Genomic DNA, 25,440 nt, shown 5'->3' on the forward strand with positions numbered 1-25,440 from the left:
GGGGGATGCAAGGGTCGATGGGCAGTGTAGCCAGGGCCGGCACTCCTGCCGGCCTCGCGTGGTGCTCAGTTGTCGTGGTGCAGCCGCGTGAAGGTCTGCAGGGTGCTGTCCACGGCCTCGTCGTCAATGTGGCGGTGCGTGACCAGGCGAAGCAGGCCCGCGCTGCCCGTGCGCACCAGCACGCCGGCTTCGGCCAGGCGTGCCTCCCAAAGGCGCGCCTCGGCCGCGCTGGTGCCCACGCGCACCTGCACGATGTTGGTCTGCGGCAATTCGGCCGCGCACCATGCCGGGTGGATGGCGCGCAGGCCCTGGTGCAGGCGGCGGGCGCGTGCGTGGTCCTCGGCCAGGCGATCGACCATGTGCTCCAGCGCCACCAGGCCCGCCGCCGCGATCACGCCGGCCTGGCGCATGGTGCCGCCCAGCATGCGCCGTATGCCGCGCGCCCGCGTGATGAAGTTGGCCGGGCCCATGAGCACCGAGCCCACCGGAGCCGACAGGCCCTTGGACAGGCAGACGGTGACCGAGTCCGTGTGCGCGGCGATCTCGCGGCAGGACAGGCCCAGTGCCACGGCGGCATTGAACAGGCGCGCGCCATCGGTATGCACGGGCACGCCATGGCGGGCGGCCAGGGCACGCAGGGCCGCCAGCGACTCGGGCGCCGCGACGCTGCCGCCCCGTGCGTTGTGGGTGTTCTCCACGGCCACGAGGGCGCTGGGGCAGCGCGCGGATGCCGAGGTGTCCAGCGCCGCCTCCAGCGCGGGCAGGGCGATCAGGCCGCCGTCGCCGGGCAGGCTGCGGTAGTGCATGCCGGTCAGGCCTGCGGCTGCGCGCTCGGCGTTCAGCAGATGGCTGCCGGCCTCGGCCAGCACCTCGCCGGGCATGCGGCCATGAGCGAGCACGGCCACGAGGTTGCCCATGGTGCCGCTGGCCACGAACAGGCCTGCGGCCTTGCCAAAGCGCTGGGCCGCCGTCTCTTCCAGCGCACGCACCGTCGGGTCGCCGTCCAGGCCGTCGTCGCCCAGCGGGGCGCAGGCCATGGCTTCGAGCATCTGCGGCGTGGGGCGCGTGACGGTGTCGCTGCGCAGGTCAACGGCGTCGTGGTGATGGTGCAGGGAGGGCATTCAGTCCGCCTTGATGTTGCGTTCCTTGATGACGCGGGCCCAGCGTGCGGCGTCGGTCTCCATCTGGGCCCCGAACTCCGCCGGAGTGCGGGGCGTCAATTCCAGCCCCAGGGACTGCAGCTTGGCCTGGAGCGCGGGCGTGGCCATGGCGCGGGCCACGGCATCGTGCAGCGCGGTCTGTATGCCGGGGGGCAACCGGGCAGGCGCCAGCAGGCCGAACCAGTGCAGCACGGTCAGGCCGCGCACGCCGCTTTCGGCCATCGTGGGCACCTGGGGCAGGGCCGGCGAGCGCTGGGCACCCGTGGTGGCCAGGGCGCGCAGCGCGCCGCTTTTGATATGGGGGATCACGGTGGGGGCCGAGGAGAACATGCTCTCGGTATGGCCGGCCACCACGTCGGCGACGGCCTGGCCCGAGCCCTTGTAGGGAATGTGGGTGATGAAGGTGTCCGTCTGCTGCTTGAACAGCTCGCCTGCCAGATGCGTGGCCGTGCCCGTGCCGCCCGAGGCGAAGTTGATCTGGCCGGGCCGTGCCCTGGCCATCGCAATGTATTCCTTCACGCTCTGCGCCTTGAGCTTGGGGTTGACGGCCAGTACCAGCGGCGAGGAGCCGATCAGGGCCACGGGCGTGAAGTCCTTGAGCGCGTCGTACGGTGTCTTGTAGAGACTGGGCGTGATGGTGTGCGGCATGTCGGCCAGGAGCAGCGTGTAGCCGTCGGGCGCGGCGCGTGCCACCAGCTCGGCGCCCAGCATGGCCGAGGCGCCGGGCTTGTTGTCCACGACCACGGGCTGGCCCAGTTCGCGCGACAGCTCCGTGCCCAGCGCGCGGGCGATGTTGTCCGAGCCGCCTCCGGCCGTGTAGGGCACGACGATGCGCACGGGCTGTGCAGGCCATTTCTGCGCCGGCGCAAGACCGGGCAGGGCAGCCGCTGCCAGGATGAGCAGGCGGCGCTGCAGGCCCCGGTGGGAAGCGGGATGTGCAGCAGGGTGCAAGGCAGGGTGCAAGGCGGGGTGCGGAAGTGGGTGACGTTCGGCAGGCATGGCGAAGGCTCCTTGGTGCAGCGACAGGAAGAAACGATGGGCCGATCCGCCAGCGGCCTGGCCCGCAAGCCACCCGCCTTCATCAACCGATGAAGCGCCCCGCATTGCCCAGCACGCCCAGGTCGATGAAGCTGGAGCCGACATGGGGCGCCTGGCCGCTGTAGTCGATGACGAAGCCGCCCATGTCCCAGTTGCGGATGCCGGCCAGCGCCGAGCGCAGCTTGGCCTGGCTGGGGTCGCGGCCTGCGCGTTCCAGGCCCTCGGCCAGCACGCGTGTGTTCACATAGGCTTCCAGCGTGCCCAGCGAGAACTCCTGCTGCCCGTGGGCGCGCATGGCGGCCTGGTAGTCGCGCACCACCTGCAGCTTGGCCTGGTGCGGCGCGGGAACGACCATGGTCAGGGCAATGCCCCGGGCGTCCTCGCCCAGCGGCTTGAGGCTGTCGTTGGGCAGGGTCACGCTCAGGCCGGTGAGCAGCACGCCGGGCGCGCTCTTGCGCAGGCCGCGCACCAGATCGACCGACACCGTGCCAGCCGTGGCCAGCAGCACGGCCGAGGGGTGGGCCGCGTCCACTTTGTTCAACACATCGGCCAGATTCTTGCCATCGGTGGCGATGGCCGCCTGCACGGCGGGGGCCATCTTCTCGGCCTCCAGGGCACGCGTGGCGTCCTCCAGCATTTCGCGGCCGTAGGCGTTGTCCAGGTAGACGATGCCAATGCCCTTGAGCCCCATGCCCGCAAGGCGCTGGACCAGGCGTCGGACCTCGGTGGTGTAGCTGGCGCGCACATGGAAGACGTTGCGCGATCCCTTGCGCAGCGACGAGGCGCCCGTGAAGGGCGCTACATAGGGAACGCCGGCTTCCTCGATCAGCGGGATGACGGCGGCGTTGTTGGGCGTGCCCACGCAGGACAGCAGGGCAAAGGCCGTGCCCTTGGAGAGCATCTGCCGCACGTTGTCGGCCGAGCGCTGGGGCACGTAGCCGTCGTCAACCATCTGCAGCTGCAGCGTGCGGCCCTGGATGCCGCCCCGTGCGTTGATCTGCGCCATGGCCGCTTCCGTGCCCAGCTTGATGTCGGAGCCGAACCCGGCCAGCGGGCCGCTCATGGCGGCCGAGCAGCCGATGGTGATGGTCTTGGCGGACAGGCCTGCCTCATCGGCGAAGGCATTGCGCACGAAGGCCGGCGCCAGCGCGGGAACCGCTGCGATGGCTGCAGCATGGGGAAGCAGGGAAACAAGTTGACGGCGTTGCATGGATTCAGAGCTCGGACAAAAGGGATGGGAGCAGGAAGGTGCCATTCACGCCGACTGCCACGCGTGCGCCGCAGGCCGGGAGGGCGGCCCATTGTAGGAGGCGGCCTCGTCACAGGCGATACCGGGGCAGGGGCATTGTTGTGTTCATGCATTCTATGGATGTTCAATATCCGATAGTTTTTAACATTTGAAAACCCCGTGCGTGCTCAATCCTTGGGCAACGATATGCGGGTTTGTACTATCAGCATGCGCTGATTGTCTTATTCACAATTCGTTTCTGTAAGACAAATTCTTTGTTTTGTTGAACAAAACCAGGTTGGCAGCGCACTCCACGCCACCGGGTTGGGCCTGCGGGGCGGCTTGACGGCCGCCCCGCACCGCGGGGTGTGAAGGGGGAATCAACATGCTGACTGACGTCAATCTCTGGCCGCTTATCGGAGTGGCCATCATCGTTGCGGGCTTCGTGCTGCGCTTCAATCCCATGCTGGTCGTGATCGTCACGGCCATCGGCACGGCACTGGCGGCGGGCTTCCCCGTCGACAAGGTGCTGGCCACCATTGGCACGGGCTTCATCAAGACGCGCAACCTGCCGCTGATCATCCTGCTGCCGCTGGCCGTGATCGGCCTGCTGGAGCGCCATGGCCTGCGCCAGCACGCGCAGAACTGGATCAGCTCCATCAAGTCGGCCACTGCAGGCCGCCTGCTCATCGTCTACCTGGCCGCACGCCAGCTGACGGCCGCCGTGGGCCTGACCAGCCTGGGCGGGCATCCGCAGATGGTGCGCCCGCTGCTGGCGCCCATGGCCGAAGGTGCGACCCAGTCGCGCTTCGGCATCCTGCCCGCCAAGGTGCGCGACAAGCTGCGCGCCTACTCGGCCGCCACGGACAACGTGGGCCTGTTCTTCGGCGAGGACATCTTCGTGGCCTTCGGCGCCATCGTGCTGATGACCACCTTCCTGAAGGAAGCCGGCATCGAGGTCGAGCCCATCCACGTGGCGCTGTGGGGCATTCCCACGGCCATCTGCGCCTTCGTGATCCACGCCTGGCGCCTGGGCCGCCTGGACCGCATGCTCGAGCGCGAGCTGGCCCAGTACAAGGCGGGCGTCGCAGCCGACGCAGCCAACGCCAACGCCACCCAAGCCAAGGGAGCCTGAAATGACGCTGACCATCCAACACCTGTACTACCTGGTCGGCTTCGTCCTGGCCGTCACGGCCGTGATGACGCTGCGCGATGCCAGCAATCCCAAGCGCTGGTCCAGCGGCCTGTTCTGGGCGCTGTATGCGGCGGTCTTCCTGGTGGGCCATGAGCTGCCCCCCATGGTGGTGGGCGTGATCGCCGTGGCCATGGCGCTGATCGCCGGCTTCGGCGGCGTGGGCAGTGGCCGCCATGCGCCGCGCAGCGATGCCGAATACCTGGCCAGCGCCAAGCGCCTGGGCAACAAGCTGTTCGTGCCGGCCCTGGCGATTCCGCTGATCACCATGATCGGCACGCTCAGCGCCTCGCACCTGGTCTTTGGTGGCACGCCCCTGCTGGACCCCAAGGCCACCACGCTGGTGAGCTTGGGCGTGGGCTGCGTGCTGGCGCTGGGCCTGGCCTGCTGGCTGACCCGCGAGACGCCGGCCCAGGGCATGCGCGAATCGCGCCGCCTGACCGATGCGCTGGGCTGGGCCCTGGTGCTGCCCCAGATGCTGGGCATGCTGGGCCTGGTGTTCTCGGACGCCGGCGTGGGCAAGGCCGTGGCCTATGTGACCACCACCTATATCAACATGGACATCCGCTTCGTGGCTGTGGCCGTCTACGTGCTCGGCATGGCGCTGTTCACGGTGGTCATGGGCAATGGCTTCGCGGCCTTCCCGGTGATGACGGGCGGCGTGGGCGTGCCTATCCTGGTGGGCGTCTACCATGGCGACCCGGCCGTGATGGCGGCCATCGGCATGCTCTCGGGCTACTGCGGCACCCTGCTGACGCCCATGGCGGCCAACTTCAACCTGGTGCCCGCCGCGCTGCTGGAGATCGACAAGAATGCCGTGATCCGCGCCCAGGTGCCCACGGCCCTGGCCCTGCTGACGGCCAACGTCTTCCTCATGTATTTCCTGATGTTCCGTTAAAGGACGGACTGTTGCCATGACCGATTCCACTTCCCCGCGCATCCTGGTGACCGGCTTCGAGCCGTTCGAGCAGGACCCTGTCAATCCCTCGTGGGAAGTGGCGCGTGCCCTGCATGGCGAGATCGTGGAGGGCGCCACCGTCCACGGCCTGCAGCTGCGCTGCGTGTTCGGCGAATCGCTGCGCCAGCTGCAGGAGGCGCTGGCGCAGCTGCAGCCGGTGCTGGTCATCAGCCTGGGCCTGGCCGGCGGCCGCAGCGAGTTCACGCCCGAGCGCGTGGCCATCAATATCGACGATGCCCGCATTCCCGACCATGCGGCGCGCCAGCCCGTGGACCAGGTGGTGATCCCGGGCGCGCCCGCCGCGTACTTTTCCACGCTGCCCATCAAGGCCGTGGTGCACAACCTGCGCGCGCGCGGCATTCCGTCTTCCGTGTCCAACACGGCGGGCACCTTTGTCTGCAACCACGTCTTTTTCGCGCTCATGCACTGGCTGGCCCAGGGCAAGGCGGCGCCGGGCGCGCGTGGCGGCTTCATCCACGTGCCGGCCCTGCCCGAGCAGGCAGCGCGCAAGCCGGGCATGCCCAGCATGTGCCTGGCCGACCAGGTGGCTGCCGTGCGCGAGACCATTCGCACGGCCCTGACCGTGACCCAGGATCTGAAGGAAAACGCCGGCCAGCTGCACTGAGAGCCTGTGCACCGAGTCCGGCGAGGAGAGAACGATGAAAATTGACCTGAACAGTGATCTTGGCGAGAGCCTGGGTGGATGGCGCATGGGAGACGATGCCGCCATGCTCGATATCGTCAGCAGCGCCAACGTGGCCTGCGGATTCCATGCCGGCGATCCGGCAGGCATCCTGGAGACGCTCAAGGCCGCCCGCGCGCGCGGCGCCATCGTCGGCGCCCATGTGTCCTATCCCGACCTCGTCGGCTTCGGCCGGCGCAACATGGATGTGGCCAGCGCCGACCTGGTGGCCGGCGTCATCTACCAGATCGGTGCGCTGCAGGGCCTGGCCCGCGTGGCCGGCACCGAGGTGCGCTACGTCAAGCCGCACGGCGCGCTCTACAACACCATCGCCCACGACAGGCGCCAGGCCACCGACGTGATCACGGCCATGCGAGCCATCGACCCCAGCCTGGTGCTGGTGGCGCTGGCCGGCTCGCCGCTGATCGACTGGGCGCGCGATGCGGGCCTGACCGTGGTGGCCGAGGCCTTTGCCGACCGCGGCTACACGCCCGAGGGCACCCTGGTTTCGCGCCGCGATCCGGGCGCCGTGCTGCACGATGTGGACCAGATCGCCGCGCGCATGCTGTCCCTGGTGCGCGACGGCGTGGTCGAGGCCGTCGATGGCAGCCTGGTGCGCATTGCCGCCGACTCCATCTGCGTGCACGGCGACAGCCCCGGTGCCGTGGCCATTGCACGCCACCTGCGCGAACGTTTCGAGCAGGAGGGCGTGCGCATTTCCTCCTTCGTGGGCTGAGGGCACACCATGCGTTTTCTACCCGTCAACCGGCAGGCCCTGATGGTGGAGCTGGCCGATCTCGATGAAACCCTGGCCCTGCTGGGCTCGCTGCAGCGCGAGCCCATCGATGGCGTGCAGGAGCTGGTGCCGGCCGCGCGCACCGTGCTCGTGCAGTTCACGCCCGCCCAGGTGGGCGTGGCCGAGCTGGTGCGCCGCATTGCCGCGCGCGACCTGGGCCAGCGTGCCGAGCGCAGCAATGTGCTGGTCGAGATTCCCGTGCACTACGACGGCGAGGACCTGGCCGATGTGGCGCAGCTGCTGGGCATCACGCCCGAGGAAGTCGTGCGCCGCCACACGGGCAGCGAGTACGCCGTGGCCTTCACGGGCTTCGCGCCCGGCTTTGCCTACCTCAGCGGGGGCGATCCGATCTTCAACGTGCCGCGCCGCACCACGCCGCGCACGCGCGTGCCGGCCGGCTCGGTGGCGCTGGGCGGCACGTTCAGCGCCGTCTATCCCCAGGCCAGCCCGGGCGGCTGGCAACTGATAGGCCGCACTTCGGCCCGCATGTGGGACCTGGCGCGCGAGCTGCCTGCGCTGCTGCAGCCCGGCTACCGCGTGCGCTTTGTCGATGCGGCCGGCATGGCCCAGGTGGATGACGCGCCCGCGCCCGCCGTGGCGCAGGCCGCGCCGCATGAAGGCAACGCGCTGCGCGTCAAGGCCACGGGCCTGATGACGCTGTTCCAGGACCGGGGCCGGCTGGGCCAGGCCGGGCAGGGCGTCTCGGCCTCGGGCGCCATGGACCAGGCAGCCTTCAAGGCCGCCAACCGCCTGGTCGGCAATGCCAGCGACCTGGCCGTGCTGGAGACCGTGGGCGGTGGCCTGTCGCTGCAAAGCCAGGGCGAGACCGTGGTCGCCATCACGGGCGCCGATGCGCCCCTGACCGTGACCACCGGGTCCGGCCAGCGCTGGAGCGTGCCGCGCTACCAGGCCGTGGCCCTGGCCGATGGCGACCAGCTGACCGTGGGCCAGCCCGTGGCCGGCGCGCGCTGCTATGTGGCCGTGCGCGGCGGCTTCGCCGTCACGCCCGTGCTGGGCAGTGCCTGCACCGACACCCTGGCGAATGTCGGCCCAGCCGCCCTGGCCGTGGGCCAGGTCCTGCCCGTGCGGCCTGCAGACCGCAAGGCCGTGGCCGCACCCGAGCTGCCGCCCGAATCCCTGCCCACCACCGGGCAGGACGTGGTGCTGGACGTGGAGCTGGGCCCGCGCACCGACTGGTTCACGCACGAGGCCGTGGCCCTGCTGGCCGCGCAGCGCTGGCAGGTCACGCCGCAGTCCAACCGCGTGGGCCTGCGCGTGGCGGGCGAGCAGCCCCTGGCGCGCGCCGTGGCCGGCGAGCTGCCCAGCGAGGGCACGCCGCTGGGCGCCATCCAGGTGCCCCCCAGCGGCCAGCCCGTGCTGTTCCTGGCCGACCATCCGCTGACGGGCGGCTACCCCGTCATCGGCTGCGTGGCGCCGCACCACCTGGATCTGGCCGGCCAGATTCCCGTGGGCGCCTGGATCCGCTTCAACCCCATCCGCGCCTTCGAGGAATACACCCCCGGCGCGCAAGGCTCCAAGAACTGAACGCGGGGAGCGCCCGGTGGCGCCTGCCCGCAACTGAAAGAAGCTGATCATGAAAAAAGTCCTGATTGCCAACCGTGGCGAGATCGCCGTCCGCATCGCCCGCGCCTGCGCCGACTACGGCGTGAAATCCGTGGCCGTCTACGCCGATGCCGACATCGACGCCCTGCACGTGAGCATGGCCGACGAGGCCTATGGCCTGGACGGCGAGCGCCCGGCCGACACCTACCTGAACATTGCCAAGCTCATCGCCATCGCGCACAAGAGCGGCGCCGACGCCGTGCACCCCGGCTACGGCTTCCTGTCCGAAAGCGAAGCCTTTGCGCGCGCCGTGCTGGATGCGGGCCTGCGCTGGATCGGCCCCACGCCCGAGACCATCGCCAAGCTGGGCGACAAGGTCGAGGCGCGCAAGATCGCCCTGCAGGTCGGCGCTCCCCTGGTGGCCGGCACGCCCGACCCCGTCAAGGATGCCGGCGAAGTGCTGGCCTTTGCCCAGCAGCACGGCCTGCCCATCATCATCAAGGCCGCCTTCGGCGGCGGCGGGCGCGGCATGAAGATCGCGTGGCGCATGGACGAGGTGGAGGAACTCTTTCACTCGGCCGTGCGCGAGGCCGTCACCGCCTTCGGCCGCGGCGAATGCTTTGTCGAGCAATTCCTGGACCGCCCCCGCCACATCGAGGCCCAGGTGCTGGCCGACACCCATGGCAACGTGGTCGTGCTGGGCACGCGCGACTGCTCGCTGCAGCGGCGCAACCAGAAGCTGGTGGAAGAGGCCCCGGCGCCCTTCCTCAGCGACGAGCAGCGCGCCCGCATCCACAGCTCCGCACGCGACATCTGCGCGGCGGCCGGCTACGTCAGCGCGGGCACGGTGGAGTTCCTGCTGAGCCAGACGGGCGCCATCTCCTTCCTCGAAGTCAACACGCGCCTGCAGGTCGAGCACCCCGTGACCGAGCAGACCACGGGCGTGGACCTGGTGATCGAGCAGCTGCGCGTGGCCGACGGCCTGCCGCTGTCCATCACCGAAACCCCGGCGCCGCTGGGACACTCCATCGAATTCCGCATCAACGCCGAAGACGTGGGCCGCGGCTTCCTGCCCACGCCCGGCCCCGTGGTGCGGTTCGACCCGCCCTCGGGCCCCGGCGTGCGCCTGGACACGGGCGTGCAGACCGGCTCGGTCGTGCCCGGCAGCTTCGACTCGCTGATGGCCAAGCTCATCGTCAGCGGCGCCACGCGCGAACAGGCCCTGGCCCGCGCCCGCCGCGCCCTGGCCGAGTTCCGCATCGAAGGCCTGTCCTCCGTCCTGCCCTTCCACCGCGCCGTCATCGGCCATGCCGACTTCGTGGGCAACGACGGCTTCAAGGTCCACACGCGCTGGATCGAATCGGACTTCGCCGAACCCCTGGCCGCCGCCGTGCGCGCCGAGCCGCTGCCCGACGCCAGCCTGGTGCGCTGCGCGGTCGAGATCGACGGGCGACGGGTGTCGCTGGGCCTGCCTGCGGTGCTGCTGCAGGGGCTGGCATCGGCTGGCGGCGGTGTGGCTGCCGCGCCGGCTGCCGAATCTGCCGTGGACCCTGCTGCCGTCACCTCACCCATTGCAGGCAATCTGCATGCGTGGAAGGTGGCGGATGGCGACACCGTTCAGGAGGGCGATGTGATTGCCGTCATGGAGGCCATGAAGATGGAGATGCAGGTGACTGCGCATCGCAGTGGGGTGGTGGCTTTGGTGGCTGAGGCGGGGAAGGCGCAGGTGCTGGGGGCTGTGATTGCTCGGATTGGCTGATTTCTGGTTGACCTGTTTTTGATTTTGTTGTGCCTCTGGCGGCAGAGGCCGGGTTTCGGCCCGGCGGCCGACCCGCTTTCTTGTCGCGCGACAAGAAAGCGGGGCAAAGAAGCGCGCCCCGAACTGCCCACGACCCTTCGCTTCGCTGCGGGCGACCTGCGTTGGGCGGGATGCGGGGTGCGCCGCAGAACTCACTCCTTGCGCCTGCGGCGCAATCCGTTCAAACAACTGCGGCAAGCTAGACAACGAAGCAGCCCTGTCCTTCGGCAGGGCTGCCACCCCGCATCCCGCCCAACGCAGGCGTAGGCAGAAGGGGGGAGGCTGGGGGCAGCCAACAGCCAACAGCCAACAGCCAACAGCCAACAGCCAACAGCCAAGCGCCAAAAATGCAAAACAGCCGACGCGCCATCGCTGCGCTCGGCTGTTTTTTCAATGGTGCCGAGCGCAGCGACGGCCCGAAAGAACTCCCCCGTATGTCAGCGCCTGCGGCGTGGTGGTTGCGGGGTTGCAGTCCTGCCGAAGGACAGGACTGCTTCGTCATCTGACTCGCTGCGGTTGTCTGAGCGGAGTTCACGCAGTGAACGCAGCGAGTTCCGCAGCGAACCCCGCAACCGCCACGACGCAGGTTGCCCGCAGCGAAGCGAAGGGTCGCGGACATTCGGGGTCGCCTTCTTTGGCCACCTTTCTTGGCGATCAAGAAAGGTGGTCGGCCGCCGGGCCGAGACCCGGCCTCGAAAAACACCCCCCCCGGCAGGGTCTCAAAAAAGAGCGTGAACTAATCAGCGCCCACCCTGAAACTACGCGTACTGTACAGATCCGCCGGCAGCCGCGACAGCAGCGGCAGACCAGACACCGCATCCACCGGCTGCCTCTCGATGTAGTTGAAGAACACATCGGAATCGAGCACACCAATGTCCAGACGGCGCGCATCAGGCACGGCCGCCAGCGTCTTGTAGCCATCGCCGCCCGTGGCATTGAAGCTCAGCACGAACAGCTTGTAGGTGCGCGCCGTATCCAGCGGCTTCCACGTCTTGCTCGCGTTGTCATACACCTCGATGCCCGACACACGCTGGCCGGCCGCCGCTGCCGCATTTACGTCAAAGCGCAGGCCGCCCGTGTAGGGGTAGGGGCCGGTCGTGCCGCTGGGGCCGTAGACGGCCTGCAGGCCGTCCTCGAGCATGCCCTTGACTTCCGTGCCGGTGATGTCCAGGCGGAACAGCTTGTTGCCGAAGGGCAGGACCTGGATGACCTGGGCGGCCGTGGTCTGGCCCAGCAGCGGGATGCGCACGCCGCCGCCGCTTTGCAGGGTGATGTCGGCGCCGCCGTAGTGGCGGTTGGCTTCTTCCAGGTAGGCCTGGGCCACGAGCTGCTGGATGTCGCCGCCGCGCACGCTGACGCTGCCTTCGGCATTGCATGCGGCGCTGGACTGGCTGTAGTTCATGGTGCCGACGCCGCCGGGCACGCGGCGCGAGCACAGTTCCTGGGGCACGGTGGCGACCTGCTTGAGGTTGAACTGGGCAACCTTGTCCTTGAACGGCTGCAGCGCGGCGGTGGCCTTGGCCGAGGGCGTGGTCACGCGCAGCACGCCGGTGGCGGCGGCGCTGGCCTTGAGCGCGGTCTTTTGCGCATCGGTGGCGGCCTTGCCGGCGATGGTGAAGCTGTCGCCGATCAGCACATGGGGCGTGCCCGTGCACTGGGTGACGCGGCCGTCGGCGTCGAACTGGACCTTGAGATCGCCGACGACCTGGGCGTACTCCCAGGCCTGGATCACGCAGACGGGGCTGCCGTCCTTGTCGGTCAGGCGCGTGGGATAGGCGCCGCCCGGTGTGCCCACGCCCGTTGTGTTGAGCACGTCGGGGCCGAGCAGGGTGTGCGAGTCGCCGCCCACGACCACGTCCACGCCGCTGAGCTTGGGCACGATCTGGCGGTCGTACTCATAGCCCACATGGCTCATGACGATGATCTTGTTGATGCCCTTGGCGCGCAGCGCGTCGATTTCGCGCTGGGCCGCCGTGGCCTCGTCCTCGAAGGTGGTGTCGGCATCGGGGCTGGACGATGCCTTGGTCTTGCCCGCAATGGTCAGGCCGACGATGCCGATCTTCTGGCCGCCGCGCTCCACCACGGTGGAGGGGTTCACATAGCCGGGCGCCTTGGCCGCGTTCAGGGCCGAGTTGGCGCCAAAGCGCACGTTGGCGCTGAGCACGGGCGTCTTGCAGGTGCCGGCGCGCAGGCGGTCCAGGAAGGACTTGAGGCCGCTGTCGCCCTTGTCGAACTCGTGGTTGCCCAGCGTGAAGGCGTCAAAGCAGACGGTGTTCATGAGGGCGGCATCGGCCTCGCCGTCGGCGCCTGCACGGTTGAAGTACAGCGTGCCGGTGAGCGCGTCGCCGGCGTGCAGCTTGAGCACGTTGGGCGACTGCGCGGCCAGCTCCTCGATGGCCTGGGTCACGCGCGCAAAGCCTGCGGCGTCCACGGCCACGGCTTCGGCCTTGCCCGTGCCGGCGTCCAGCTGCAGGGTCTTGCTCTTGGACTCCAGCGTGGAGTGGTGATCGTTGATGTGCAGAATGCGCAGCTCCAGCGGCTGGCCTGCGGGCGTGTCGTTGCCGGAGCCGCCGCAACCGGCGATCAGGGCGGAGGCAGCCAGGGCCACGGCCAGCGGGCGCAGGGCGGGGCGATGGGAGGTCAAGGACATGAACGGGTTCTCTCTGTATCGGTTTGTCACGGCCGCCGATGCTGGGCAAGGCTGATGACACGGCGATGAAATCGCCTTGCAGGGGGCTTGACCTTGACATGGTGGCAATCTCTAAAGTGCCTGCATGCGAGAACAAAGGAGTCAGGCAATGAATGCATCGACCAAGGCCGGCATGGCCATAGACCTGCCCGTTCAGGGCATGACCTGCGCCTCCTGCGTGGGGCGTGTGGAGCGCGCGCTCAAGAAGCTGCCGGGCGTGCAGGAGGCCGTGGTCAACCTGGCCACCGAAAAGGCCAGCATCCGCTTCGAGGGCGCGGCCGACCTGCCCGCTGCCATTTCCGCCATCGAGAAGGCCGGCTACGAGGTGCCCCAGTCCAGCGTGGAACTGGAAGTGGAGGGCATGACCTGCGCCTCCTGCGTGGGCCGCGTGGAGCGGGCTCTGAAAAAGGTGGAAGGCGTGCAATCGGCCAGCGTGAACCTGGCCACCGAGCGTGCGCTGGTGACGCTGGCAGGCAGCGTGGACATGGCGGCCCTGGTGGCCGCGGTACAGAAGGCTGGCTACGAAGCGCGGCCGCTGGGCGGCAGCGCGAACCCAGCCGGGGAAGGCGGCGCAGCGCAGTCGCCGGCCGAAGACGGCACGGAGCAGCGCCAGGCGCGCGAGCGGGCCTCGCTCAAGCGCTCGCTGATCGTGGCCACGGTGTTTGCGCTGCCGGTGTTCGTGCTGGAGATGGGCGGCCACATGGTGCCGGCCTTCCACCACTGGGTGGGTCAGGCCATCGGCACGCAGAACAGCTGGTACCTGCAGTGCCTGCTGTCGGCCATCGTGCTGTTCGGGCCGGGCCTGCGCTTCTTCCAGAAGGGCATTCCCGCGCTGCTGCGCGGCGCGCCCGACATGAATTCGCTGGTGGCCGTGGGCACCTCGGCGGCGTTTGCCTATTCGCTGGTGGCCACCTTCGTGCCGCAGTGGCTGCCGGCCGGCACGGTGAATGTGTATTACGAGGCGGCTGCCGTGATCGTGGCGCTGATCCTGCTGGGCCGCTTCATGGAGGCGCGCGCCAAGGGCAATACCTCGGAGGCCATTCGCCGCCTGGTGCGACTGCAGGCCAAGACGGCGCGCGTGCGCAAGGACGGCGCCGTGCAGGAGGTGGACATCGCCGCCGTGCGTGCGGGCGACACCATCGAGGTGCGGCCCGGCGAGCGCATTCCCGTCGATGGCGAGGTCATCGAGGGCAGCAGCTTCGTCGATGAATCCATGATCAGCGGCGAGCCCGTGCCCGTCGAGAAAACCCCGGGTGCCGAACTGGTCGGCGGCACGGTGAACCAGAACGGCGCACTGGCCTTTCGCGCCACCAAGGTGGGCGCGGACACGCTGCTGGCGCAGATCATCCGCATGGTCGAGCAGGCCCAGGGCTCCAAGCTGCCCATACAGGCGCTGGTGGATCAGGTCACCATGTGGTTCGTGCCGGCCGTGATGGCCGTGGCCCTGCTGACCTTCGGCGCCTGGCTGGCCTGGGGGCCGTCGCCCGCACTGAGCTTTGCGCTGGTCAATGCCGTGGCCGTGCTCATCATCGCCTGCCCCTGCGCCATGGGCCTGGCCACGCCCACTTCCATCATGGTGGGCACGGGCCGGGCCGCACAGATGGGCGTGCTGCTGCGCAAGGGCGAGGCGCTGCAGACCTTGAAAGACGCCCGCGTGGTGGCCGTGGACAAGACCGGCACGCTGACGCGCGGCCGCCCCGAGCTGACCGACCTGGTGCTGGCCCCCGGCTTCGAGGGCGAGCGCAGCCGCGTGCTGGCGCTGGTGGCGGCCGTGGAAGACCGCTCCGAGCACCCGATTGCACGCGCCATCGTGGATGCTGCCAAGGCCGAGGATTTGCCTCTGGGCGCCGTGGATCGCTTTGAATCGGTCACGGGCTTTGGCGTGCGCGCCCAGGTGGACGGCGTGCGCGTGGAGATCGGTGCCGACCGCTTCATGCGCGAGCTGGGCCTGCAGGTGGACACGCTGGCAGACGAGGCCGCGCGCCTGGGCGACGAAGGCAAGACGCCGCTGTATGCCGCGGTGGACGGTCGCCTGGCCGCCATGATCGCCGTGGCCGATCCCATCAAGGACAGCACGCCGGCCGCCATTGCCGCGCTGCACGCCTTGGGCCTGAAAGTGGCCATGATCACAGGCGACAACCGCCGCACGGCCGAGGCCATCGCCCGCCAGCTGGGCATCGACGAGGTGGTGGCCGAGGTGCTGCCCGGCGGCAAGGTCGATGCCGTCAAGCGCCTGAAGGCCGAACACGGCACGCTGGCCTATGTGGGCGACGGCATCAACGACGCGCCGGCCCTGGCCGAGGCCGATGTGGGACTGGCCATCGGCACGGGCACGGACATCGCCATCGAGGCGGCCGACGTGGTGCTGATGTCAGGCGACCTGGGCGGCGTGCCCAATGCGATTGCTCTGTCCAAGGCCACCATGGCCAATATCCGCCAGAACCTGTTCTGGGCCTTTGCCTACAACGTGGCCCTGATCCCCGTGGCCGCGGGCCTGCTGTACCCCGTCAACGGCACGCTGCTGTCGCCCGTGTTCGCGGCCGGGGCCATGGCGCTGTCCAGCGTCTTCGTGCTCAGCAACGCGCTGCGCCTGCGGCGCTTCAATCCGCCGCTGGCGGCAGGGCGTTGAACGACGAAGGCAGTTAGCCGGGCAGCTTGGGGACGTCGATGAAGTCGTCCAGGCTCAGGCCTTTTTCCTTGAGCAGGGCCTCGAGCACGGGCTGCAGGCGGCCCAGGCTTTGCTGCACGGTCTCGCGCACCGTGTCCACCACGACCTGGGTGCTGCGGTCGATCTCCACATTGAGCAGGTCGCCCACGCCCTTGGACTCGAACACGGTCATGCGGCGCGTCTCGGGGATCAGCCAGACCTCGAACCAGCCGGCCTGGCGGTCCACCTCGGACACCGTGAGGCTGGCGCCGTTGATGGCGATGTAGCCCTTGGCGAACACATAGTGGCGAAAGCCCTCGGGAATGCCGAAGCGGATGCGGTGGTTGGTGTCGCTTGAGGCCACTTCCAGCACGGGCGAGGTGAAATCCACATGGCCTGACAGCGGGTGGCCGCCGATCTCGGCGCCATCCTTTGCCGCGCGCTCCACATTGACGCGCCCACCCACGGCATAGCCGCCCAGCGTGGTGATGTTCAGGCTTTGCAGCATCACGTCGAAGGTGGCGCGCGTGGGCGAGAGGATCTCGGTCACCGTCAGGCACACGCCATCGGTGGAGACGCTGGCGCCGATGGCCAGGTCCTGGCAGAAGCCTTCGGGAAAGTCGAGGGTGAAGGTGCGCAGGCCGTTCTGGTCGCGCAGCGCGGCAATGCTTGCCACGGCCTGGATGATGCCGGTGAACACGATGTGGGATTCCTTGGAGCCGCCCGTGCGGCGGCGAAGCGGGTATTTTGCATCGCGGCGCTGCGCTGCGGGGGCGCAGGCCGGCGTGTCCCTGCGGGCATCAGGCCGGTGCCGCTGCCTCTTCCCACCAGCCGCTGAGCAGGGCTGGGGGCCGCTGCGCCGCATGCACCCAGGCACAGGACGGCCAGGCATCCTGCTGCACGTTCATGCCCGCATAGATGCCGTAGCCGGGGCCGGCCGCGATCTCGCCTTCGGCATGCAGGGTCTCGCCCGCGCGGATGCTGCAGGCCGCGCGGATGTCGCCCAGCGCACGCATGCCCCAGTCCACCTCGATGTGGCTGCCGCCTTCCACGTCGGCGCCAGCGTACAGGCCGTGGCCCAGCTCGATCAGGCCGCTGGCGCGGATGCTGCCGCCCGCGCGCAGGCCCTTGCCGCAGCGGATGGCGCCTTGCACCTCGATGTCCTGGCCGGCCTGGGCGCCGCCGGCCAGGCGCAGGTCGGCGCCGCAGCGCAGCTCCCAGCCGGCGCGCACGTCTTCGGCGCGCAGTTCCTCGTGCACGTCCACGCTCCAGGCGGCCTTGACCAGGCCCCCTGCCTGCAGCGGGCCGCTGCAGAAGATGGCGCCGCCGCTGTGCAGGTCCTGGCCGGCCTCGATGCGGCCGGCGTGGATGCCGGCGCCAGCCTGCAGCGTGCGGCCCACGGCCAGCAGGCCGGGCACGCGCAGCTCGCCATGCACGACGACGCTGCCCGCGAACACCAGGGCATCGGCCTCCAGGTGATCGACCTCCAGCACGGCGTCGGTGGGGCCGAACTGATTCATGAGCCAGCGCGCATCCTCGACGCGGCCATCGCCCACCAGGGCGTCGAGCACGCGCTGGTAGTCGTTGCCGTCATGGCGGTTGCGCACGAACCAGCGAAAGCCCGCCGCGCAGGGGCTTTTGGCACGCAGAAAGTTTTGGGAGAGTTCCATGTCCATCATCGGCTCCGGGGTCAAGGCGGCTGCGCCATGCGGCGGCGCGGCCGAAAAGGCGTGCAGGCCAGGGAGATGCGGGGCGTGGGCCGGCAGCTCCTGGCATGCGCTTCGCATGCGGGATTCGCTGCGGGGGCCGTGCGGGAAGCTGGGGTTGGACCTCAGGCTTTCCGCACGGCGGCGGAAAGCAGGGCCGTGAAGCCGCACAGGCTGATGAAGGCCGTGGGCACGCCGTGCACGCGCTGCGGCCGCTGCGCGCGCAAGGCGGTGCAGCGGGTCGGGGCGTGGCGGAAAAGGCGTGTATGGGCCATGGACAGGGGCAGGAGCAGCCGCGATTATGCCGCGAGGCCATTTGCGCACGGGGGCATGGGGCCGTGTACAGGACGGGGCTTCGTTGCTTTGGGTAACATCACGGACCCTGCGGGCGCCCGGTGGAGGACCATCGGCGCCCGGTTGCCCTGCTGCGCGGCGATCGGCCCGGCAGGGTCCTCTCGCCAAGAGAAGCCCATGAATTCCAAGACTCCCCCCTCGTTCCTGAGCCGCATCGCCATCGCGATCGGCAGTTTCTTCGCCATCCTCGGCAACGGCCCCCTGGCCGCCGACGTGTCCCGCCTGCGCGACGGCGAGCCGCTGGCCGCCGACGTGCCGCCGCCCGCACCCAAGGAGGTGCGCGTGGAGGTGCCCGTGGACCGGATCGTCGAGGTCCGCGTCGAGGTGCCTGTCGAGAAGGTGGTCGAGAAAGTGGTTGAAAAGCGTGTCGAGGTGCCGGTCGAGAAGATCGTCGAAAAGACCGTCGTGGAGCCGGCCGCACCCGCTGGCACCGCCGCCCTGCAGCTGCTGGGCCTGCTGCAGCGCGAGGCGCGCTTCGTGGACTTCGTGCAGGAAGACGTGGCCGGTTATGCCGACGCCGAGATCGGCGCCGCCGCGCGCGTGGTGCACGAAGGCTGCCGCAAGGTGCTGCGCGAGCATTTCAGCATCGCCCCCGTGCGTGCCGAGGCCGAAGGCAGCCGCGTCACGCTGGCCGCAGGCTTTGATGCCGCCGCCGTGCGCCTGACGGGCAACGTGGTCGGCCAGGCACCCTTCACGGGCACGCTGGGCCACCGCGGCTGGCGCGTGGACGATGTCCGCCTGCCCCAGCTCACCGATCACAAGGCCGCCGCCATCGTGGCCCAGGCCGAGGTGGAGCTGTGAGCATGGACCAGTCCCGTCAATCCTCTCAGGCGCGCTACAGCATCGGCATCGACCTGGGCACCACGCATTGCGCGCTCTCCTACGTGGACCGCCAGGCCAGCGATGGCGAGAAGGTGGAGCAGGGCGTGCTGGACATTCCCCAGCTCACCGGCCCCTCCAGCGTGGAGGCGCGCCCGCTGCTGCCGTCCTTCCTTTACCTGCCGCATGAAAGCGAGCTGACTGCGGCCGACATGGCCCTGCCCTGGGGCGCCAGCCAGGACTTCGTGGTGGGCGAGTTCGCGCGATCGCGCGGCGCGGCCACGCCGATCCGGCTGGTGTCCAGCGCCAAGAGCTGGCTGTGCCATCCGGGCGTGGACCGCCGCTCGCCCCTGCTGCCGGCCGATGCGCCCGAGGAGGTGCACCGCGTCTCGCCCCTGACCGCCTCCATCCGCTATCTGTCGCACCTGCGTTGGGCCTGGGAGCAGGCCCATCCCGAGGCGCCGTTCGACGCCCAGGACGTGACGGTGACCATTCCTGCCTCGTTCGACCCGGCCGCGCGCGAGCTGACGGCCGAGGCCTGCCGCGCTGCGGGCTTCCAGAAGCTCACGCTGCTGGAGGAACCCCAGGCTGCGCTGTACAGCTGGATCCAGGCCAGCGGCGGCCAGTGGCGCAAGCAGGTGCAAAGCGGCGAGATCATCCTCGTCGTGGACGTGGGCGGCGGCACCACCGACCTGTCGCTGATCGCCGTGCTGGAAAAGGACGGCGGCCTGGAACTGCAGCGCGTGGCCGTGGGCGAGCACATTTTGCTGGGCGGCGACAACATGGACTTGGCCCTGGCCTACGGCGTGGCCCGCAAGCTGGCCCAGGAGGGCAAGCAGCTCGACGCCTGGCAGACCCGCGCCCTGGCCCATGGCTGCCGCCAGGCCAAGGAGCAGCTGCTGGCCGACGCCTCGCTGCAGTCCGTGCCCGTGGTCGTGCCCAGCCGCGGCAGCAAGCTCATCGGCGGCAGCATCCGCACCGAGGTCACGCGTGACGAGGTGCTGCAGATGCTGGTGGAAGGCTTCTTCCCGCGCGCAGCCGTCTCCGACAAGCCCCAGACCCGCGCGCGCGCCGCGCTGACGCAGCTGGGCCTGCCCTATGCGCAGGATGCGGCCGTCACGCGCCACCTGGCGGCCTTCCTCTCGCGCCAGGCCGGCGCCACCGAGCAGATCGAAGGCCTCAAGGGCACGCAGCCCGAGGGCGCGTCCTTCCTGCATCCCTCGGCCATCCTGTTCAATGGCGGCGTGCTCAAGGCGCCGCAGATCGAGCAGCGCATCCTGGAAGTCGTCAACGGCTGGCTGGCCGGCGAGGGCGCGCAACCCGCGCGCCTGCTGGACGGCGCCAACCTGGACCTGGCTGTGGCGCGCGGCGCCGCCTACTTCGGCCATGTGGCGGCTGCGGGCCGTGGCGTGCGCATCCGTGGCGGCACGGCGCAGAGCTATTACGTGGGCGTGGAAAGCAATATGCCCGCCATTCCCGGCATGGAGCCGCCCATCTCGGCCCTGTGCCTGGCTCCCTTCGGCATGGAAGAGGGCACCGAGGTGGCGCTGGACACGCAGGAATTCGGCCTGGTCGTGGGCGAGCCCGTGCGCCTGCGCTTTTTCGGCTCCTCCGTGCGCCGCGCCGACCAGGTCGGCACCGTGCTGGACTTCTGGGGCCCAGAGGAACTGGTCGAACTGCAGGAAATCGAGGCCCACCTGCCCGCCGAAGGCCGTGCGCCCGGCGAGATCGTGCCCGTCACCCTGCATGCACGCGTGACCGACATCGGCACGCTGGAGCTCAACGCTGTGCCCGTGGGTGGCGAAGAACGCTGGAAGGTGGAGTTCGACGTGCGTGCCGATGTAGCGTCGTAGCCCGCCCCGGCGGCAGGCCCGGTCCGGGCCGCGCACCGTGCCCTGTATGACTGCCGATATGCCTGATACTGCCGCCCCCGCCTCCGCCGCCCCCTTCGCTCCCGACGCCGCCCACATCGTGGGCATTGACCTTGGCACCAGCCACACCGTGGTGGCGCATGTGCCCGTGGGCGGCACGGCGGCCGACATCGCCTTGCTGCCCGTGGCGCAGCGCGTCTCGGCCAGCGAGGTCGCCGCCCAGGTGCTGCTGCCCTCGGCGCGCTACCAGGCGGCGCCCGGCGAACTGGGCGATGCCTGGGAGCAGCCCTGGCCGGCGCTGGGCGCGGATGCGCAGGCGCCCGCCGTCAATGGCCGCTGGGCGCGTGACCTGGGCGCGGCCGTGCCGTCGCGCCTGGTAGCCAGCGCCAAAAGCTGGCTCTCGCATGCGGGCGTGGACCGCACGGCGGCCATCCTGCCCTGGGGCGCGCCCGAAGAGGTGGCCCGGCTGTCTCCGCTGCAGGCCTCGGCCAGCTACCTGGACCATGTGCGCCAGGCCTGGGACCGCGCCCACCCCGGCGCGCCGCTGCGGGATCAGCTGGTCGTGCTGACCGTGCCGGCCTCGTTCGACGAAGGCGCGCGCGCACTGACGCTGGAGGCCGCGCAGCTGGCCGGCCTGCCTGCGGTGCAATTGCTGGAGGAACCCAAGGCCGCCTTCCACGACTGGCTGGTGCTGCAGGGCGAGCATCTGGCGGCCGAGCTGGCGCACTGCCGCCTGGTGCTGGTGGTGGATGTGGGCGGCGGCACCACCGACCTGACCCTGATCCGCGTGCAGCCCGCTGAAGCTGGAGGCCTGCCCGTGCTGACACGCACGGCCGTGGGCGAGCACCTGATGCTGGGCGGCGACAACATGGACCTGGCGCTGGCCCATCGGCTGGAGCCGCAGTTCGCCCCGCCCGGCGAGCGTCTGCCCGCCGCACGCTTCGCCCAACTGGTGCAGCGCTGCCGCATGGCCAAGGAACAGTTGCTGGCCGACGATGCGCCCGAGTCCGTGGCCGTGACCCTGCTGGGCGGCGGATCGAAGCTGCTGGCGCAGACGCGCACGGCCACGCTGCGCCGCGACGAGGTGCGCGAGGCCGTGGTCGAAGGCTTCATGCCGCTGGCCGGCCTGCAGGATCTGCCCACCCGGCGCCAGGGCGCTTTGCGCGGCCTGGGGCTGCCCTATCCTGCCGATGCGGCGATCACACGGCACCTGGCGCAGTTCCTCGCGCAGCACGCGGCTGGGGATTTGCCCGATGCGGTTCTGCTCAATGGCGGCGTCTTCCACGCCCATGCGCTGGCCCAGCGGCTGGTGGCGCAACTGCAGGCCTGGCGCGGCCAGCCGCTGCGCCTGCTGCACAACCCGCATCCCGACTGGGCCGTGGCACGCGGCGCGGCGGCGCATGGCCTGGCCATACATGTCCAGAGCCGTCCGTCTGAGGATCTGCCGAAATCGGAAGATGCCCGGACTGTGCCCGCCCCGGTACCGCGCATCGGCGGTGGCTCGCCGCGCAGCTACTGGCTGGTCCTGCCCGAGAAGGCGGGTGCCGCACCACAGGGCATCTGCCTGCTGCCGCGCGGTACGGAAGAGGGCGTGCGCATCGTGCTCTCCGGCCGGCGCTTTGCGCTGCGCCTGGGCCAGGCCGTGCGCTTTTCCCTGGTGGCCAACAGCCTGACGGCCGCGCCTGCGCAGGCCGGACGCATTGCGGCGCTCGACGGCGAGGGCTGGGTCGAGCTGCCCGCCCTGTCCACCGTGCTGCCTGCGCCCGAGGGCCGGGACAAGGCCCAGGTCGAGGTGCAACTGCAGGCCTGCATGACCGAGGTCGGCACGCTGGAGGTGCGCTGCGTGGCCGTCGACGATGCGCAGCGCCAGTGGCTGCTGCCGTTCAGCGTGCGTGGTGCGCTGGCCGCAGATGGGCAGGACACCGGCGATCGTTCTGCCCGGCAGGGCCGGCTGGCCGACGCCGTGGCCCTGATCGAGCGCATCTTCGGCAGCCAGGCGCAGGAGGTGACGGCCAAGGAGGTCCGCCAGCTGCGCCAGTCGCTGGAGCGACGGCTGGGCCCGCGCGAGGACTGGGACCTGCCGCTGCTGCGCGCACTGTTCGACGCCTTGCTGGCCCGCGCCAGGCGCCGCCGCCGCACGGCCGAGCACGAACGCGTCTGGCTGAACCTGGCAGGCTGGTGCCTGCGCCCCGGCGTGGGCGCCGAGCTGGACGGCTGGCGCATGCAGCAGGTCTGGCAACTGCATGGCCAGGGCCTGGGCCATGGCGGCGAGGCGGCCAACCGCACCGAATGGTGGGTGTTCTGGCGCCGCGTGGCCGCGGGCCTGGATGAGGCCCGGCAGATGGAGCTGCTGGAAGAGGTTGCCGGCCACATGCAAAAGGCCGTGCAGCAGTCCACGCAGCGCAGCCAGGGCAAGTCCGCCCATGGCAGCTACGACGACATGCTGCGCCTGTTCGCCGCCATGGAGGCCGTGCCCTGGCAGTACCGCCAGGAAATGGGCCAGTGGATGCTGCAGCGGCTGAAACACCCTGGTGAATCCGTGCAGACCTGGTGGGCCATAGGCCGGCTGGCCGCGCGCATGCCGCTGGCGGCCAATGCCCACCGCGTCATGCCGCCCGAGGCTGCGCAGGAGTTCCTGGACGCCACCCTGGCCCAGGACTGGCGCCGCAATGAAACCGCCATGTTCGCTGCCGTGCAGATGGCCCGCATGACGGGCGACCGTGCGCTGGACCTGTCCGATGCGCAGCGCCGCGTGGTGCTGGAGCGCCTGCGCGCGGCCGGTGCGCCGCAGCGCTGGATGGCGCTGGTGGAGCAGGTGCAGCAGATGGATGTGCAGGACGCGAAGCGCAGCTTTGGGGACAGCCTGCCGCCGGGGCTGGTGCTGGTGGGGTGATGGCTGTTGTCCCAAGAAGAAGGCCCCGCAGTGCGGGGCCTTCTTCTTGGGGAGGCACTGCGGTGCAGTGCGCCGGTCCGGTAGTGCTGGGCTTATTGCGATGTCCAGACGTAATAGGCGATGCCTTCGTTGCGGAAGCGGGCGAAGGTGGCAATCACATAGTCGCGTTCGCTGGCATTGGCCGTATAGAAGTGGGCTCCGGAGTCCAGGTTGTAGAACCGGTATACGGGAACGCTGCCAGCGACGGCATTCTTTTGCGCGTACCAGGTGGGGCCTTCGTAGTTGAAACGGGCAAAGGTCTGCAGAACGTAGTCGCGCTCGCTTTCATTGATGGTGTAGAAATGCGCGCCCGAGTCCTGGTTGTAGAAGCGAAAGACCGGACTCAGGTCCTGCCGGGGCTGGGCAGACGCATAGAACGCCACGTTCTCGTACTGGAACTCAGGGAGTTTGGCGATCACGAAATCCCGCTCGGCCGCACTGCCCGTATAGAAGTGGGCACCGGTGCTCGCGTTGTAGAAGCGGTACACAGGGCTGCGTGCGGCGGTTGCGCTGGCTGCCAGCCACTTCTGGATGGCGGGGAACAACAGGTCAAAGCGCCCGTAGATCGAGGTGCCGCCAGATGCAGAGCAGGTTTGATCATCACCCCCATAGAGTGTGCCCGCCAGCCGTCCCTGCAGGAACAGGCCCGAGCCACTGCTGCCCGGCTGCGTCAGCCCCTGGTTCCAGGTCACAAGGTTGAAGCCGCCGTTGCCCTTGCTGTCGTTGGAGCAAAGCATCGTGCCTTCACTCGACGGCTCGCATGCGACCGAGCCATAGACCGTGCCGAAGCTGATCTTTTGCAGGTCGCCGCGCGGATGGTGTATGCCCACGACGCTGGCACCGCTCGTAAGCGTCTGGGTGGTCCAGCCGGAGAAGACCGCGCCAGCGGGGGGTGTGTCGTTGAGGCGCATCAGGGCACCGTCATAGGTTGCCGTTGCGTAGAGCAAGGTTGCGCCGTTGCGCAGAACCTTGTTCCCGGATGACAGCGTGCGGCTGTTGCACGAGGGCGTGCGATAGAACCACGAGGTCTCCAGCGTAGAAGCCACGGTCTGGCTGCTGATGCAATGGTTGGCCGTGACGAAGTAGGGGGTTCCGGAGCTCGCCGTGTCGTTGAGCAGGGTGCCGGAGCACACGTAACCCATGCCATCCTTGATATAGAGCATGCGGGCCACGGCGTTGCGTTGCGCGCTGTAGTCGTCGTAGCAGGTGGAGTCGAGATGGCAGGACAGGGACTCGTTGAGCTGGGCCGAGAACTGCATTTCGCTTTCCAGCGGAAGCGAGAGGTTCTCGTGCACATGCATCACGCGCGGAATGGCGATGCGCAGCGTATCGGCGGGTGTGCCTGGCGGAAGCTCGATTTCCAGTGTCACCTCGTCACCGCCCGTGTCGGGCGTCCACCAGGTGCGGGCATCGGCGCTTTTATCGCCGGCGTCCAGGTTGGCTTGCAGTATCTGCAGGATGCGCTGGCCAGCGATTTCGTAGGCGCCTGCGCGATCGCCTTGCGCGTAGATGCGCAGCAGCGCGCTGCCAGGCAGCTGGTTCATTTCCACGCCCAGGCGGATGCCATAGGCAGCTTCCGAGCGCACGCTGATGGCTGCCACGCGCCCGCCAGAGGCGGTGGGGTTCCATCGCAACTGCGATGCCAGCGCGTCCACCGTGGCTGTGCTTGCACTCAGCCGTTGTGCGCCCACCTGCATTGCGCCGCCCGTGGGCGCCGATGCCGCGCGGTATTCCTGCCAGGCGCCCAGCTCCACGCGCAGCGGCGTGACTTCGGCGATGGCGGCCTGGCTGCGCGATGCCAGGAACTCCCGGGGTGTGTTCAAGGGCTGAACATGGTGATCCACGCTCATGATGGGGGCGGCACCCTCCTGCCCCCAGGCCAGCCCCAGGCTGCCGGCCAGGGCGAGCGCCAGCGCGACGCTGCGCAAACCCCTGCGCGCAGTGGTGTCGAAAAGATCGGTCATGGGCTCCCTCTCAGCGGATTGGTGGATATTGCGAAACCCGGGC

Annotated in this window: 18 protein-coding genes; 10 read left to right on the forward strand and 8 right to left on the reverse strand. The window is 69.5% G+C overall.

Annotated elements, in window-relative coordinates; all coding sequences use genetic code 11:
* Positions 1–65: 65 nt before the first annotated feature.
* From LGR64_RS01315 to LGR64_RS01325, 3 genes are all read right to left on the reverse strand, one after another.
* The gene (locus LGR64_RS01315) at positions 66–1,121 is read right to left on the reverse strand and encodes a threonine aldolase family protein (protein ID WP_230354900.1); all 1,056 of its coding nucleotides are present in this window, start codon (positions 1,119–1,121) and stop codon (positions 66–68) included.
* A complete protein-coding gene (locus tag LGR64_RS01320) occupies positions 1,122–2,159 on the reverse strand; it encodes a tripartite tricarboxylate transporter substrate binding protein (RefSeq protein ID WP_230354901.1) in 1,038 nt (345 codons plus the stop codon).
* 82 nt (positions 2,160–2,241) lie between these two features.
* The gene (locus tag LGR64_RS01325; protein WP_230354902.1) at positions 2,242–3,408 is read right to left on the reverse strand and encodes an ABC transporter substrate-binding protein; all 1,167 of its coding nucleotides are present in this window, start codon (positions 3,406–3,408) and stop codon (positions 2,242–2,244) included.
* A 403-nt stretch (positions 3,409–3,811) separates the two neighbouring features.
* Between LGR64_RS01325 and LGR64_RS01330 the strand changes: the two genes are divergently transcribed.
* Genes LGR64_RS01330 through LGR64_RS01355 form a run of 6 tightly spaced genes read left to right on the forward strand, consistent with a single transcriptional unit; the run spans position 3,812 to position 10,376 of the window.
* Positions 3,812–4,561: a DUF969 domain-containing protein gene (locus LGR64_RS01330; protein ID WP_016448769.1), complete on the forward strand. Its 750-nt coding sequence runs from the start codon at positions 3,812–3,814 to the stop codon at positions 4,559–4,561.
* 1 nt (position 4,562) lies between these two features.
* The gene (locus LGR64_RS01335) at positions 4,563–5,516 is read left to right on the forward strand and encodes a DUF979 domain-containing protein (RefSeq protein ID WP_096914045.1); all 954 of its coding nucleotides are present in this window, start codon (positions 4,563–4,565) and stop codon (positions 5,514–5,516) included.
* A gap of 16 nt (positions 5,517–5,532) precedes the next feature.
* Positions 5,533–6,201, forward strand: a complete 669-nt coding sequence (gene pcp / locus LGR64_RS01340) for a pyroglutamyl-peptidase I (RefSeq protein ID WP_034397116.1) — start codon at positions 5,533–5,535, stop codon at positions 6,199–6,201.
* A 34-nt stretch (positions 6,202–6,235) separates the two neighbouring features.
* A complete protein-coding gene (locus LGR64_RS01345; RefSeq protein ID WP_034397115.1) occupies positions 6,236–6,994 on the forward strand; it encodes a LamB/YcsF family protein in 759 nt (252 codons plus the stop codon).
* 9 nt (positions 6,995–7,003) lie between these two features.
* Complete coding sequence (locus tag LGR64_RS01350; protein WP_141835454.1) at positions 7,004–8,599, forward strand: urea amidolyase family protein; 1,596 nt, start codon at positions 7,004–7,006, stop codon at positions 8,597–8,599.
* A 49-nt stretch (positions 8,600–8,648) separates the two neighbouring features.
* Entirely contained in the window at positions 8,649–10,376 is a 1,728-nt protein-coding gene (locus tag LGR64_RS01355) for an acetyl/propionyl/methylcrotonyl-CoA carboxylase subunit alpha (protein WP_141835451.1), read from the forward strand.
* A gap of 775 nt (positions 10,377–11,151) precedes the next feature.
* On the opposite strand, the gene LGR64_RS01360 is transcribed toward LGR64_RS01355, so the two are convergent.
* Positions 11,152–13,065 carry a bifunctional metallophosphatase/5'-nucleotidase gene (locus LGR64_RS01360; protein ID WP_141835448.1) on the reverse strand — a complete coding sequence of 638 codons (1,914 nt, stop codon included), beginning with the start codon at positions 13,063–13,065 and terminating at the stop codon, positions 11,152–11,154.
* 148 nt (positions 13,066–13,213) lie between these two features.
* Between LGR64_RS01360 and LGR64_RS01365 the strand changes: the two genes are divergently transcribed.
* A complete protein-coding gene (locus LGR64_RS01365; protein ID WP_141835445.1) occupies positions 13,214–15,733 on the forward strand; it encodes a heavy metal translocating P-type ATPase in 2,520 nt (839 codons plus the stop codon).
* A gap of 13 nt (positions 15,734–15,746) precedes the next feature.
* On the opposite strand, the gene LGR64_RS01370 is transcribed toward LGR64_RS01365, so the two are convergent.
* The 3 genes from LGR64_RS01370 to LGR64_RS01380 all read right to left on the reverse strand — a co-directional run bounded on the left by LGR64_RS01370 (position 15,747) and on the right by LGR64_RS01380 (position 17,732).
* Positions 15,747–16,451, reverse strand: coding sequence for a riboflavin synthase (locus LGR64_RS01370; protein WP_012207520.1), 705 nt, complete (start codon positions 16,449–16,451; stop codon positions 15,747–15,749).
* A gap of 100 nt (positions 16,452–16,551) precedes the next feature.
* Positions 16,552–17,427, reverse strand: coding sequence for a hypothetical protein (locus LGR64_RS01375; RefSeq protein ID WP_013800627.1), 876 nt, complete (start codon positions 17,425–17,427; stop codon positions 16,552–16,554).
* A 155-nt stretch (positions 17,428–17,582) separates the two neighbouring features.
* Positions 17,583–17,732 (reverse strand): hypothetical protein, encoded by a 150-nt coding sequence (locus LGR64_RS01380; RefSeq protein ID WP_013800628.1) that lies wholly within the window; start codon positions 17,730–17,732, stop codon positions 17,583–17,585.
* 196 nt (positions 17,733–17,928) lie between these two features.
* On the opposite strand from LGR64_RS01380, the gene LGR64_RS01385 reads away from it, so the two are divergent.
* From LGR64_RS01385 to LGR64_RS01395, 3 genes are read left to right on the forward strand one after another with little or no spacing between them, the layout of a single operon-like run.
* Positions 17,929–18,612 carry a DUF2760 domain-containing protein gene (locus LGR64_RS01385; RefSeq protein ID WP_043823813.1) on the forward strand — a complete coding sequence of 228 codons (684 nt, stop codon included), beginning with the start codon at positions 17,929–17,931 and terminating at the stop codon, positions 18,610–18,612.
* 2 nt (positions 18,613–18,614) lie between these two features.
* Positions 18,615–20,483, forward strand: coding sequence for an Hsp70 family protein (locus tag LGR64_RS01390; RefSeq protein WP_141835439.1), 1,869 nt, complete (start codon positions 18,615–18,617; stop codon positions 20,481–20,483).
* Between the two features lie 58 nt (positions 20,484–20,541).
* Positions 20,542–23,394, forward strand: coding sequence for an Hsp70 family protein (locus LGR64_RS01395; protein ID WP_185751012.1), 2,853 nt, complete (start codon positions 20,542–20,544; stop codon positions 23,392–23,394).
* A 92-nt stretch (positions 23,395–23,486) separates the two neighbouring features.
* Here the strand turns inward: LGR64_RS01395 and LGR64_RS01400 are convergent, their stop codons facing one another.
* Positions 23,487–25,397: a trypsin-like peptidase domain-containing protein gene (locus LGR64_RS01400; protein WP_141835434.1), complete on the reverse strand. Its 1,911-nt coding sequence runs from the start codon at positions 25,395–25,397 to the stop codon at positions 23,487–23,489.
* Positions 25,398–25,440: the final 43 nt, after the last annotated feature.

It is taken from the genome of Delftia sp. Lp-1 (genome assembly GCF_020523835.1).
Lineage (GTDB): Bacteria > Pseudomonadota > Gammaproteobacteria > Burkholderiales > Burkholderiaceae_C > Comamonas > Comamonas acidovorans.

Excerpts from the sequence above, each read along its gene's own strand:
- LGR64_RS01315 (WP_230354900.1), bottom strand. The coding sequence starts at position 1,121 with ATGCCCTCCCTGCACCATCACCACGACGCCGTTGACCTGCGCAGCGAC.
- LGR64_RS01320 (WP_230354901.1), bottom strand. The coding sequence starts at position 2,159 with ATGCCTGCCGAACGTCACCCACTTCCGCACCCCGCCTTGCACCCTGCC.
- LGR64_RS01325 (WP_230354902.1), bottom strand. The coding sequence starts at position 3,408 with ATGCAACGCCGTCAACTTGTTTCCCTGCTTCCCCATGCTGCAGCCATC.
- LGR64_RS01330 (WP_016448769.1), top strand. The coding sequence starts at position 3,812 with ATGCTGACTGACGTCAATCTCTGGCCGCTTATCGGAGTGGCCATCATC.
- LGR64_RS01335 (WP_096914045.1), top strand. The coding sequence starts at position 4,563 with ATGACGCTGACCATCCAACACCTGTACTACCTGGTCGGCTTCGTCCTG.
- pcp (WP_034397116.1), top strand. The coding sequence starts at position 5,533 with ATGACCGATTCCACTTCCCCGCGCATCCTGGTGACCGGCTTCGAGCCG.
- LGR64_RS01345 (WP_034397115.1), top strand. The coding sequence starts at position 6,236 with ATGAAAATTGACCTGAACAGTGATCTTGGCGAGAGCCTGGGTGGATGG.
- LGR64_RS01350 (WP_141835454.1), top strand. The coding sequence starts at position 7,004 with ATGCGTTTTCTACCCGTCAACCGGCAGGCCCTGATGGTGGAGCTGGCC.
- LGR64_RS01355 (WP_141835451.1), top strand. The coding sequence starts at position 8,649 with ATGAAAAAAGTCCTGATTGCCAACCGTGGCGAGATCGCCGTCCGCATC.
- LGR64_RS01360 (WP_141835448.1), bottom strand. The coding sequence starts at position 13,065 with ATGTCCTTGACCTCCCATCGCCCCGCCCTGCGCCCGCTGGCCGTGGCC.
- LGR64_RS01365 (WP_141835445.1), top strand. The coding sequence starts at position 13,214 with ATGAATGCATCGACCAAGGCCGGCATGGCCATAGACCTGCCCGTTCAG.
- LGR64_RS01375 (WP_013800627.1), bottom strand. The coding sequence starts at position 17,427 with ATGGACATGGAACTCTCCCAAAACTTTCTGCGTGCCAAAAGCCCCTGC.
- LGR64_RS01380 (WP_013800628.1), bottom strand. The coding sequence starts at position 17,732 with ATGGCCCATACACGCCTTTTCCGCCACGCCCCGACCCGCTGCACCGCC.
- LGR64_RS01385 (WP_043823813.1), top strand. The coding sequence starts at position 17,929 with ATGAATTCCAAGACTCCCCCCTCGTTCCTGAGCCGCATCGCCATCGCG.
- LGR64_RS01390 (WP_141835439.1), top strand. The coding sequence starts at position 18,615 with ATGGACCAGTCCCGTCAATCCTCTCAGGCGCGCTACAGCATCGGCATC.
- LGR64_RS01395 (WP_185751012.1), top strand. The coding sequence starts at position 20,542 with ATGCCTGATACTGCCGCCCCCGCCTCCGCCGCCCCCTTCGCTCCCGAC.
- LGR64_RS01400 (WP_141835434.1), bottom strand. The coding sequence starts at position 25,397 with ATGACCGATCTTTTCGACACCACTGCGCGCAGGGGTTTGCGCAGCGTC.